This is a genomic window from Bacteroidota bacterium (assembly GCA_034439655.1).
Classification (GTDB): Bacteria; Bacteroidota; Bacteroidia; order UKL13-3; family UKL13-3; genus CANJUD01.
In genome coordinates, this window is record JAWXAU010000189.1 from 26,919 (window position 1) to 39,467 (window position 12,549).

A 12,549-nucleotide genomic window follows, 5' to 3' on the forward strand; every position below is an offset into this window, starting at 1 on the left:
ATATATTTAGTTTGTTGAAAAAAAGGATAGTTATAGTTTTTATTCTGATTGGGGCTTTTGCCGGGCTGTCTTTTATTAAAAGTCCATCGGCAAAATACCGGGGGCGGACTTTTAAAATTGCGTTGTTCTTACCATTCTGCTCTGGCATTAGCGATGCTGAATTCAAACGTAAAAAATTAGCACTGGTACAAAAAGCCGCAATAGAATATTATGAAGGCATATTAGTGGCTTTAGATTCGTTGGAAAAGTTGGGTTTTGAATGTGAAATGAAAGTATATGATACCCAAAAAGATTCACTCACCACGCTTCGTATTTTGAACAAGCCAGAAATAAAAGATATGGATTTCATAATAGGTCCCATGTTCAAGGAAGGGATTAATATGCTGGCAGGCTATTGTTTGCAAAATAAAATATACCATCTCTCACCCGTAGTGTCAGTTGTATCATCTGTGAATACGTCTTATTTAATCAATACCAATACCGATATAGTTAACTTTGATAAAAGCATCACCGATTTTTGGGTAAGAGATTTTGATACTGCCAATATATATATCATACATGATGGTAAAAAAAGTATGAAAACCTTGGCCGAAAAACTACGCAACAAACCCGATTCCATAAATATGTTGCATGTAAAAGTGTTGAACGCAGTCCCATATTTAAGAACGGAAGATATTATATCAACGCCCGAAAAACCAGCTTTGCTATTAATACTTAGTAATGATGAAAATTGGGTGAACCGACAAATGAAAAATGTGCGTGAGCTCGAAAATTTCACCTTGATGGGTTTAGAAAGTTGGCTCGATTTTAAAAGCCCCGATTTTGATAAGTGGACATTATACCACTGCATGTTTGCCACCACTCACCATGTAAACTTGGCAAATGGCAAAGGTTTCCGAGAATTGTTCCGAGCAAAGTATTATACTGAGCCCACGGAGTATTGCTACAAAGGTTTCGACCAAATGTTGTTTATAGGAAATCTATACAATACATACGGTGCCAACTGGACAGACCATTTAGATGAAGCCTACCAAGCACTACACAATAATTTTGGATTAGATCAAGACTCCCTAACAGGACAATGGATCAACACAGAAATAAAGATTCTGCAATTGGAGGAGAATGGTTTGATGCAGGTGTATAGGTAGTATAAAGTTTATAGTATAAAGTAGAATGGTAGGGCATATTTTTTTCAGGACATAATAATAGATAACCTAAATGCCTCTGCCCGATAGCCCCGTCGCAGTAGCGGGATTTACCAACCCATAGCGAGCAGCTTATGTTCTTCGTACCTAAATGCCTTCGGTATAAGCATGGCAGCAATATATATGTTTGCCATGCTATTTTTTTTAAAAACGGTAGCATATTTATTTGAAAATAGCAGAACTTTTGCCTAAAGCAAAAATATTTTTGTTATGCTTTTTTTTAATTTTAACGTAATTAATTATGAAAGAGGTCTAGGAAAGAAATCTCTTAACTCATCACAATCTCATCGCCCAACTTATTGGTGAAATTGTATTGCCCGAAATGTAAATTCTTATCGGGGTTAATGCCTACCCATACTTTGTATTTGCGGTACCAGTTCCAGCGTGGAGATTTAAGGAATCCTTGCTTGAGGTAAGAGGCCAAGAATGGATGTGTATTGAGTACCAAACTTTTTAGGTTCATCTCGTTTACAAAATGGGCCAGATTGCTTTCTATTTGGTCGAGGATGAGCATGGTGGGTCTTACTTCACCTGTACCTTCGCACATGGGGCATATCTCGGCAGTTGATATATTTATTTCGGGCCTTACCCTTTGGCGTGTAATTTCCATTAATCCAAAACGACTAATGGGTAATATAGTATGCTTGGCCCTATCGCTACTCATTTCGCTTTTGAGATGGTCATATACTTTGCGTTTGAAAGCAGGGTTACGCATATCAATAAAGTCGACCACTATCTGTCCACCCATATCACGCAAGCGTAACTGACGGGCTATTTCGGTGGCCGATATAATATTTACATTTAAGGCATTCGCCTCTTGGTTAATTTCAATGTCGCTATTGCTTCCGCTGTTCACATCTATTACATGCAAAGCTTCGGTATGATCTATCACAAGATAACCACCGTCTTCACACTGCACTTTGCGGCCAAATGCGTTCTTTATTTTTTTATCGATCTCATAATGATCGAATATGGTGCTTTTGCCTGAATGTAATTTTACGATTTTTTCTTTGCCCGGGCTTAAGCGTTTTAGATATTCCTTAATCTCTTCGCCCAAGTCATTATTGTTTACAACTATTTGCGTAAAATCGCTACTCAACAAATCACGAACGAGGGTGAGCGAGCGGTCTTGTTCGCCCAATATTTTGCGTGGGGCAACGGCACCTTTGAGTGAACCAAAAAGTTTATTCCAATTACTTTCAAGTTCGCCCATATCTTTATGGAGTTCTGCCACAGTTTTACCTTCAGCAACGGTTCTTATAATAACCCCAAAGTTTTTTGGGCGAATGCTTTCCGCTAATTTTTTGAGGCGGGTGCGTTCATCAAGTGTTTTAATTTTTTTGGACACCGATACCATATTGGTAAAGGGAACAAGAACCATATAAGTTCCGGGCAAGGATAAATCGCAAGTGAGGCGAGGCCCTTTGGTGGAGATTGGTTCTTTGGTAACTTGTACCAGTATTTGTTTTCCTTTGGTAAATACTTGCGTAATTTTTCCTGTTTTTTCTATTAAAGACTCAATCTTAAAATTATCGAGGGCTGAATCGCTATATGCACCAGTAATAGCTTGGTCGGTGAACTTTATTACCGAGCGAAGCTGTGGGCCAAGATCGAGGTAATGCAAAAACGCATCTTTCTCATAACCTACTTCTATAAATGCTGCATTATTGCCGGGCATCAATTTTTTCACCCTGCCCAAATAGATATCGCCAACGGAATGTTCTGTATCTAGTTTCTCAACATGATATTCAACCAATCGCTTATCTTTAAGCAATGCAATAGAGGTTTCCCTGCTTGCGGTATCTACAAATAACTCGTAACCCAAAATGATTTAATGAAAATTATATATATAGCCGAAAAGATACCCGTTGCGGAGTATCTAAGGCATACCTACAATTAAGCTTTACAGCTTATTTTTTCTTATGGCGGTTCTTACGAAGCCTCTTTTTACGTTTGTGGGTAGCAATTTTATGACGTTTTCTTTTTTTACCGCTTGGCATAATATTATAATGTTTTTAATGTTTAATTTCTTTTATTTTTATCTTTATTTCTTCTGCCTTTATAGGGTCTTTGGTCAAACTGAGACATTTTTCATAATTGGCAACTGCATCTTTTGCATTTCCCATACGAACATATATATCGGCCAAGTAACTATAATTATCGGGTAGGCTGGGTTGCAACCTGATAAGCTTTTCAAACCTAGCTTTTGCTTTTTCCAACTGCCCTGATTTGATGGCTTGCATTCCAAGATTGTATAGGGCTTGCACATTGTTGGAGTCCTTTTTCAATACCTGTAATAATAATGGTATATACTCGGGCATTCCTTCACTTTTTTTGTCTTGGGCAATTAAGTGTTCGGCCAATAGGTTTTTGGCTTCATTGCTTTCTACATCCAAGGCCATAGCCTTTCTTGCAGCTTGCTCACCTTTCACAGCATATAACAGAATCTCTTCTTTTGAATTTGCAATAAGCGTACCTGCATAAAAACTTTGTGCAGTGAAAATCCAATTTTTAAAACTGGGTTTTAGCTCAGCTATCTTATAAGAGTAAATCCCAGCTATTCCGTAGTTTCTTTGGCTGTTCCACAACATACCTAAGCTATTCATGGTTCTTAGTTTATCACTATCATGACTAGTTAGTTGCATTTCTTTATGTAAAAATTCCCAATCTTTTTTAATGTCTTGGGGTAAAGAAACTGCTGCTTTCAACTCGAGACTATCGAAGTTTGCCAGTTTGGGGGCATCAGAATTTAAAGAACTTTTTGCCGGAACTTTTTTATTGGAGGTTTTGATGCCTGGCACAAACAAAACCACAACTATCAGTACACATAAACTGATGATGATAAGAGGTGTTCCTATTTTTTTCATCAATTATAAAGCGTACTATATAATTATTTTTTTTTGCGGCTTGGTTTAGCTACCGGGTTTGCGTTTTTCTTTACTTTTTCAAGGAAAGTTTTGGCAGGTTTGAATGAAGGGATAAAATGTTCAGGTATGATGATAGCGGTGTTCTTTGAAATATTACGGGCAATTTTTTTAGCACGTTTTTTTACAATGAACGAACCAAATCCACGAAAGTAGAGGTTCTTACCGTCTACCATGGAGGTGCGTATTACTTTAAAAAATTGTTCAATGGACTCTGATACCTGAGTTTTGTCGTAACCTGTCTTGTTTACGATTTCTGCAATTACTTCTGCTTTAGTCATTTTGTTATTGTTTTTGTTTATAAATTGAGGGGTGCAAAAATATGCAAACTTTCACATAGTCAAACACTTTTATTAAAAAAAAATCTGTGGGCAAAAAAAATGAGTCTTTACTAGGCTTAAAACTTATTTTTGCGGCATCAATTAAATATCTAAAAAATTACTATGAGTATTATTGCAGAAGTGGTGGGCCGAATGATATTGGACTCACGCGGTAACCCCACTGTAGAGGTGGATGTAATCACAGAAAGTGGAAGCATTGGCCGTGCATCAGTTCCTTCGGGTGCATCAACAGGCGAGCATGAAGCCGTCGAATTGCGTGATGGTGATGCAGGTTTTTATTTGGGCAAAGGTGTGAGCCTTGCTATAGAAAATGTAAACGAAAGTATTTCTAAAGAACTCAAAGGTTTTTTGGTGTTCGAGCAAAATCTAATAGACAGGGTATTATGCGAACTCGATGGCACCGATAATAAATCTGTATTAGGTGCAAATGCTATATTAGCGGTATCACTTGCTTGTGCTAAGGCTGCTGCCATGGAAAATGGAGATCCATTATATCGTTATTTGGGTGGTGTTAATGCAAACACACTTCCCATCCCTATGATGAATATATTAAATGGAGGTAGTCATGCTGATAATAGTATCGACTTCCAAGAGTTTATGGTGATGCCCGTTAATGCTCCTACTTTTTCTGAATCGTTACGAATGGGTGTTGAAGTTTTTCACCATCTCAAAAAAGTATTGAAAAAGGCAGGACACTCAACCAATGTAGGCGACGAAGGTGGCTTTGCCCCCAATATCAAATCGAATGAAGAAGCGATAGAGATTGTTTTAAGTGCCATCGAATCGGCTGGATATATTCCAGGTGAAGATATATATATAGCCATGGATGCTGCCAGCAGCGAATTCTATGATAAAAAAACTGGATTATATACTTTCAAAAAATCGGACAACAGGCAAATGACTTCGGCTGAGCTTGTAGATTATTGGCAAGACTGGACCAATCGTTATCCAATTGTAAGTATCGAAGATGGCCTTGCAGAAGATGATTGGAATGGTTGGAATATGTTGACCAAAGCTATTGGAAATAAAGTGCAATTGGTAGGTGATGATTTGTTTGTAACCAATGTAAAACGTTTGCAAATGGGCATCGACCAACAGGTGGCTAATTCTATTTTAATCAAAGTAAACCAAATAGGAACACTTACTGAAACTATAAACTCGATTAATCTTGCTACACGTAATAGTTATACAAGTATTATAAGTCACCGCAGTGGCGAAACGGAAGATACAACTATTGCAGACTTAGCTGTAGCTACCAATGCAGGACAAATAAAAACAGGAAGTGCAAGTCGTACCGACCGTGTTGCTAAGTACAATCAGTTGCTGCGTATTGAGCAAGAACTGGGCGAGGTGGCTTATTTCCCTGGCAAAGACTTTAAGTTTGTGAAATCGGTGGTTAAGGAAGAGATAGGTAAATAATATAATATATATTTGCTTCCAAGTTTTTAAGAAACCAATATAGGAATATCGCAAATGAAACTCATAAGGTTTATAAAAAACAAATACTTTTGGGTAACACTATTCTTTATCGCATGGTTATTTTTCTTCGATAAAAACAATTTCTTCGACCAATGGAAGCAACGCCAAACCCTTAATAAACTTGAGGATGAGGCAACGTATTATAAGAAAGAAATTGAGAAAAATAAAAAAGAAAAGGAAGAACTTTTTTCCAGCGATAAGAACCTAGAAAAGTTTGCCCGAGAAAAGTATATGATGAAAAAGCCTGATGAAGATTTGATTATTATCATTGATACTGCTAAGAAGGAAGTGAAGTAGAGAAGTAGTTGCCAGTTGTGAGACTATACGGCAAAATAGCTACTACCATTCTCGCAACCCAAAACTCACAACCCGCAACCATTTATGATATACAAAATCACCTCCGCATTTAGAAGTTTTGCTAGGGGACAGCAGTTTGCTGGTGTTTTATTGATTGGATGCACCGCGTTTTCTATCATCTTAGCCAATCAGTCGGAGAACTACATACATTTTTGGGAGAAAACGCTCATCAATTTTGAGGGACACGATCTTAATATACATTGGCTCGTGAATGAATTGCTAATGACTTTTTTCTTTTTATTGGTAGGGATAGAAATTAAAAGAGAATTTACCAAGGGAGAACTCAATACCAAAAAGAAAGCAGCTTTGCCAATAGCAGGAGCAATTGGAGGGATGCTGGCCCCAGCAATTATATATTATATATTTACGCAACATACAAACTATACAAAAGGCTGGGCAATTCCTACTGCCACAGATATAGCTTTTACACTAACTGCTCTAAAATTAGCAGGCAATAAAATTCCTTTTTATATTAAAATAGTTTTAACCTCTCTTGCGGTTGCCGATGATTTGGGAGCCATATTATTGATATCAGTTTTTTATTCATCACAGCTTGATTATATATATATGGGTGCATTGGCTTTGTATTTATTTTTTGTCCATCACAAACTCAAAAATCTGAAACTGCCTATTTATATATTCTCCGTTTCTTTATTTATGATTTGGCTTTTATTGTTCAAATCGGGAGTGCATCCAAGTATTGCAGGAGTGCTATTAGCATTTGCTTTGCCTGCAAGTAAATCTGCATTTGCTGATAGGGTTGAACAACTGTTGAGCAAACCCGTAAATTATTTTATCATGCCTTTATTCGCCTTGGCAAATACTGCTATTATAATTAGCGGAGCAGGGTTTATGGAGGTGCTCAATTCTCCATTGGCTATGGGAATTATTGTCGGCCTATTAGTGGGCAAACCCTTGGGTATTATCTCATTTATTTATATCAGCAATAAACTTAAATTAATAGAAATGCCGCAACAGGCAACATTCCCAGGAATTGCGACAATCGGAATTTTTGCAGGAATTGGATTCACGATGTCAATATTTGTTTCCATAATGGCATTTGAAGAAGATCTCATTGCAAAGAATATGGCGATATTTTCAGTAGTGATTGCATCAGTTATTTGTGGATTGCTAGGGACACTATTTGTAAAAATTATTCCTTTTACAAAACTAAGTAAATGATAATTTCGTTTGTTTTACAAAAGAATAACGAAAATGAAATACCTTAGCATTTTATCCATCACTATTTTTGCCACACTATTTAGTTGTGCCAATCAAAATAAAAAAGAAACCATAAATACTCATACCATGCAAACAAATGATACAACAAAACTTGACACCGCTATATTTGGTGCAGGTTGTTTTTGGTGCGTAGAAACCATTTTCCAAAGATTACAAGGTGTAGAAAAAGTAAGTTCGGGATATTCTGGAGGAACGGTTCAGAACCCAAGCTATGAAGAAGTTTGCAATGGGACTACAGGTCACGCCGAGGTAACCCAAGTATTATATAATCCAGCTCAAATTTCGTTTGAAGAATTGTGCCAGGTGTTTTTCTCTATTCATAATCCCACACAACTTAACAGACAAGGACATGATATGGGCACACAGTACCGTTCAGCCATATTTTATATGAACGACGAACAAAAGAAAACTGCTGAAAGTGTAAAGCGTGAATTAGATTCTTCAAAAATATTCGATGATAAAGTTGTAACAGAAATTACGCATTTCCAATCTTTTTATCCAGCCGAAGATTATCACCAAAACTATTTTAACTTAAACAAAAATAAAAATCCCTATTGCCAAGCTGTTATTATACCCAAGCTTGAAAAGTTTTTGAAAACGTATAAAGGGAAGATGAAAGCGGAATAAAATAATTACGATTGACGTACACCGCGGCAGAACGAATTACGATTGCAGGTACTAAGCTCATATTCTACACCGTCATTCTTCGTCCGATAGCTATCGGACGAAGAATTTGTTGAATCGAAGATTGTTTGAATAGAACTATTTATTTATATCAATATTCCGATTTTGATAAGAAAAGTAGTTGGTTAAAATGCATTAGTTTTGATAATGGTCGACCAAGAGAAATTACCGAACGCACCATAACCTACTACGAGTAACACTATTATACTAAAGTCCGTCTAGGATTGATAAGATTGCTACGCGGATTCCGATAGCTATCTGAACGCTCGCAATGACGGTGTGGATATGGTTTGCAGTGTTTATAAAGCCGTATGGTCTCACAACTACTTCAACACAACAAATTTCTCACACTTCAACACCTCTCCTTTTACATTGATGATATTAATATAGTAATTTCCACTAGCCAATGATGCAGTATTAAAACTAAAACGATTCGGTCCTTTTGCAGCTTTATCTTTAAATGGCATCAATACATTTTTACCTGCAATATCAACTATATAAAAAGTAAGCATTTCGCTTTGCAGCATTTCAATTTCCAGTATATAATACTCACTTGCAGGATTAGGGTAGGCAAGGGTTTGGAGTGGCTTTATAATAGATGGAACAGCTAGTTTTGGATCATTGGTTTTGATAACTGCCACCACAGTTTTTGGTGTAAAAGTAACATCGCCAAAGGAACCACTCATCCAACATTCTCCGGGTTTGTTATAGCGTCGTTGAATACCTGTATAATCTCCCCAACGTTCGGCTGTATCAGCTAATACATTTACATATTTGTCACCAGCTTTGCATATTACAAAAGGTGAATATCCGTCCAAATCTCTGTTTACATAAAAGGCACAAGTACCAGGAAATGTATTTTTATTTACGAACGAACAAGTAATTACAGCACCATGATCGGCGGAGCCTTGGCCACTATAACATATATTTGGATAGGCCAACTCAAACGAATCATGAGTTACCCAATTACCTTTAATAGTTTGTGAATTTTTCGGATCAAAATATCCATGATATATAGAAGACAGATAAGTGTTTGTATCATTATTGGTTTGTACATATTGTATATTTTCATTTTCATATATAGCTCCCAAAACTCTGCAATCATTTGTTTGCAGCCATTGTCCACCAGGCTGTTTGGCTGTTGCAGGAATTCCATATATTTTATCAGTTATTAATAATCTCGCACTCCATTTTGCAACACCAGATGAAACTGTATTATCAATTGTATGCAAAAAAACAGAATCATTTCCGATATCTGCTGGCCTCACGGTAAGGAAATACATGAAGGGATGCGTTGGCTGCGTGCCACCTTGCACGGGGCAAATACTCCACAGGGGTTTGCCACCATAATTATTTTGATTATGATATATATAAGTTAGTGAATCGCCAGCATAACCTTTACTCATTTGCACTTGCCATATAATAGATTTTACAAATCCATCTTTCCAACCCATATTGTCATGTAGTTTATTTACGGTTACAAAAACATCTTCTTTGCTTATTCCTAAAATAGGATAGTCGGTCCAAGTGGTATCTTTTTCATTATTGCCTGGAAGTTTATAACAATTCCATTTGCCTGCGGGGTCATTTGTTTGCGAGAAACATAGTATAATCCAAGTATCGGTACTTCCTGTTCCTTCCAAAAAAGTAACAATAAAACGATCATTATTGGGGTCATATATAGCTTTTGGATCATAATACCGAACGAGTGTACCTACTGAATTGGCAAAGGCTCCCAAGGTTTTCGAATATAAGAATTTGCCACCCGTATCATTATATACTCTGATATTGGTATTACATACACTCACTATTTTTCCGCCGTTAGAAATCGCCATACTGTTATCAGCAGGAGTTCCATTGGTGCTATTGGCCACCCAATTATTGAGCAGGGTAGGAGCAGGTCCGGTAACATCAGTTTTATAGTAGTTTATTATAGTTTTGTGAGACGTTTTTTTGCCATCAATATTTTGTTTGTTGCTGATATAATTTCCGCCGGTTGTGGCTTTCGGATATAAAGCTTGCAACACGGGTTCAAAATCATCGGGTGCATCACTTAGTGTAATGGTTTGGAATAAGGGAATGGCTTGCTGTTGTGCAATGCTTATAGCCGTCGACAAAAACAATATAATTGTAGTTAAATAAACTCGAATGTTCATAACGCAAACTTAATGATAAATTATGATAAGAAGAAAGCAATAAGATTATTTCCGCACCTTTCTCTGTGAAACTCTGTGTCATACTCAGAGTAAAACTGTGGTAAAAAATTAACCGCAGAGGGACACGGAGTTAAAACGCACAGAACTTCACGGAGTTTTTTATTTGTAGTCTGTCAGTCTGAGTTTATCAAAGATTTTTCGTTTGTAATACTTCGATATTAACTAAAAAACTCCCTGATCTTATCCATAAAACCCTTATGACCTGCTGGCTTGGGTTTGAAATTCTCAGATTGTGATAGTTTTTCGATGATAGCTTTTTCTTCGCTACTCAGTTTTTGTGGCGTCCAAATATTCACATATATTAATTGGTCGCCTTTGCCATGAGAGTTTACTGAAGGCAATCCTTTGCCACGCAACCTTAATATTTCTCCTGCTTGCACACCTGCTTTAATAGTAACTTTCACTTTCCCATCAACTGTGGGTACTTCTATTTGTTTGCCCACAACCGCATCAGGGAAACTCAAATGTAAATCGAATAATACATTTTGCCCATCACGTTTTAATACTGGGTCTTCTATCTCTTCAAATTGTACAATTAAATCGCCCGCACGGCCGCCACGTTCGGGCACATTACCTTTTCCATTTACACTCATTTGCATGCCTTCACTCACACCCGCAGGAATTTTTATATCAATCACTTCTTCACCAAAAACTCTTCCCGATCCATGACAACTAGTACAATTTGCCGCTATCATAGTTCCATTGCCATGGCAAGTGGGACAGGTACTTTGCGTTTGTATCTGGCCTAAAAAAGAATTTTGTACACGCCTTACTTGGCCACTTCCGCCACAGGTATTACAAGTTTTCACTGAACTTTTATCTTTGGCTCCACTTCCGCTACAAGTATTACAAGTAACTTGTTTATTTATCTTGAGTTTTTTCTCAGCACCATGTGCAACTTCTTGCAATGTGAGTTTCACTTTAATCCGGATATTGCTTCCCACACGTTGGCGTTGTCCGCCTCCTCCACCTCCACCGAAGAAACTTCCAAACTGACCACCTTCGCCAAATATATCTCCAAAATTTGAGAATATATCGTCCATATTCATGTGCCCACCAGGACCGTGACCACCAGGGCCACCCACGCCTTCATGACCGAAACGATCGTACTTTGCTTTTTTGTCGGGGTTGCTTAATACTTCATAAGCTTCCGCCGCTTCTTTAAATTTTTCTTCTGAGGCTTTGTCGCCAGGGTTTTTATCGGGATGGTATTTAATAGCCATCTGTCTATATGCCTTTTTAATTTCAGACTCGTTGGCACCCTTTGCCACACCTAGTATTTCGTAAAAATCTCTTTTTGCCATGTGTTCTTATTTCTTCGCTTAACTATATAATAAAAGTGCAGCGATATGATATATATATATTAATTGCCTACAACCACTTTGGCAAAACGTATTACTTTGTCGCCAAGTATATAACCTCTTTCCACTTCATCAATTACTTTACCTTTCTGTGCCTCATCTTCCACAGGAATATTGGTGATGGCTTCGTGAAAATCGATATTGAATTCTTGGCCAATAGATTCGATAGGTTTCAATCCACGTTGGTCCAATATATTTTTAAATTTGCCTGAGATGAGTTCGATGCCTTCTTTCACTGCAGTAATATCTGCGGCCATTTCGACTGACTTTATGGCTCGGTCAAAATCATCGACCACAGGTAAAAGTGAAACGATAATGTCGCGACCTGCGTATTCTATTAATTCAATTTTCTCTTTGGCAGTGCGGCGTTTGAAGTTTTCGAACTCAGAATAAAGACGGATATATTTATCATGCATCTCAGCTTTATCAATTTTGAGTTGCTCCAGTTCGCTTGCAGGTTCGCTAGCTGTGGTCTCGATTGTTTCACTAACGGTTTCTTCGGTATTGCCTTCTGCGTTGGCTTCTGGCTGCTCGTTGGGTAATTCTTCTTCTTTTTTCATGAACCTTTTAAACATTTTTTTATTTTGCGGAATGGCAAAAATACGACCATAGGAGCAAATGGGTGACAAGTTGGCGGAGGGATGTTGGCGAAGAGATTAATATTGTATTACCAATATTTAGAAATCTGTCTGAAATGTAAAATCTGATTTTTTAATTCAGTAACTATTGCACAATTAGAT

At 37.4% G+C, this 12,549-nt stretch carries 11 protein-coding genes; 5 read left to right on the forward strand and 6 right to left on the reverse strand.

Translation table 11 applies throughout. The features are described from left to right. Positions 1-122: 122 nt before the first annotated feature. On the forward strand, positions 123-1,148 hold the full coding sequence (locus SGJ10_14235; GenBank protein ID MDZ4759282.1) for a hypothetical protein: 1,026 nt from the start codon (positions 123-125) through the stop codon (positions 1,146-1,148). A gap of 325 nt (positions 1,149-1,473) precedes the next feature. Here SGJ10_14235 and SGJ10_14240 read toward each other — a convergent pair whose 3' ends face one another. From SGJ10_14240 to SGJ10_14250, 3 genes are all read right to left on the reverse strand, one after another. Continuing rightward, complete coding sequence (locus SGJ10_14240) at positions 1,474-3,030, reverse strand: Rne/Rng family ribonuclease (protein ID MDZ4759283.1); 1,557 nt, start codon at positions 3,028-3,030, stop codon at positions 1,474-1,476. A 190-nt stretch (positions 3,031-3,220) separates the two neighbouring features. Then, positions 3,221-4,072 (reverse strand): tetratricopeptide repeat protein, encoded by an 852-nt coding sequence (locus SGJ10_14245; GenBank protein ID MDZ4759284.1) that lies wholly within the window; start codon positions 4,070-4,072, stop codon positions 3,221-3,223. Between the two features lie 23 nt (positions 4,073-4,095). Further along, entirely contained in the window at positions 4,096-4,410 is a 315-nt protein-coding gene (locus SGJ10_14250) for an HU family DNA-binding protein (GenBank protein MDZ4759285.1), read from the reverse strand. 162 nt (positions 4,411-4,572) lie between these two features. Between SGJ10_14250 and eno the strand changes: the two genes are divergently transcribed. From eno to msrA, 4 genes are all read left to right on the forward strand, one after another. Continuing rightward, entirely contained in the window at positions 4,573-5,889 is a 1,317-nt protein-coding gene (eno, locus tag SGJ10_14255) for a phosphopyruvate hydratase (GenBank protein MDZ4759286.1), read from the forward strand. A 54-nt stretch (positions 5,890-5,943) separates the two neighbouring features. Next, positions 5,944-6,246 carry a septum formation initiator family protein gene (locus SGJ10_14260; protein ID MDZ4759287.1) on the forward strand — a complete coding sequence of 101 codons (303 nt, stop codon included), beginning with the start codon at positions 5,944-5,946 and terminating at the stop codon, positions 6,244-6,246. 84 nt (positions 6,247-6,330) lie between these two features. Continuing rightward, the gene (nhaA, locus tag SGJ10_14265; protein ID MDZ4759288.1) at positions 6,331-7,488 is read left to right on the forward strand and encodes a Na+/H+ antiporter NhaA; all 1,158 of its coding nucleotides are present in this window, start codon (positions 6,331-6,333) and stop codon (positions 7,486-7,488) included. Positions 7,489-7,521: 33 nt separating this feature from the next. Next, positions 7,522-8,175: a peptide-methionine (S)-S-oxide reductase MsrA gene (gene msrA, locus SGJ10_14270; protein ID MDZ4759289.1), complete on the forward strand. Its 654-nt coding sequence runs from the start codon at positions 7,522-7,524 to the stop codon at positions 8,173-8,175. Positions 8,176-8,555: 380 nt separating this feature from the next. Here the strand turns inward: msrA and SGJ10_14275 are convergent, their stop codons facing one another. The 3 genes from SGJ10_14275 to SGJ10_14285 form a co-directional block, all read right to left on the reverse strand. Further along, positions 8,556-10,388 carry a T9SS type A sorting domain-containing protein gene (locus SGJ10_14275; protein MDZ4759290.1) on the reverse strand — a complete coding sequence of 611 codons (1,833 nt, stop codon included), beginning with the start codon at positions 10,386-10,388 and terminating at the stop codon, positions 8,556-8,558. Between the two features lie 218 nt (positions 10,389-10,606). Beyond that, positions 10,607-11,752, reverse strand: coding sequence for a molecular chaperone DnaJ (gene dnaJ / locus SGJ10_14280; protein MDZ4759291.1), 1,146 nt, complete (start codon positions 11,750-11,752; stop codon positions 10,607-10,609). Between the two features lie 59 nt (positions 11,753-11,811). Further along, a complete protein-coding gene (locus SGJ10_14285) occupies positions 11,812-12,369 on the reverse strand; it encodes a nucleotide exchange factor GrpE (protein MDZ4759292.1) in 558 nt (185 codons plus the stop codon). Between the last annotated feature and the right edge of the window lie 180 nt (positions 12,370-12,549).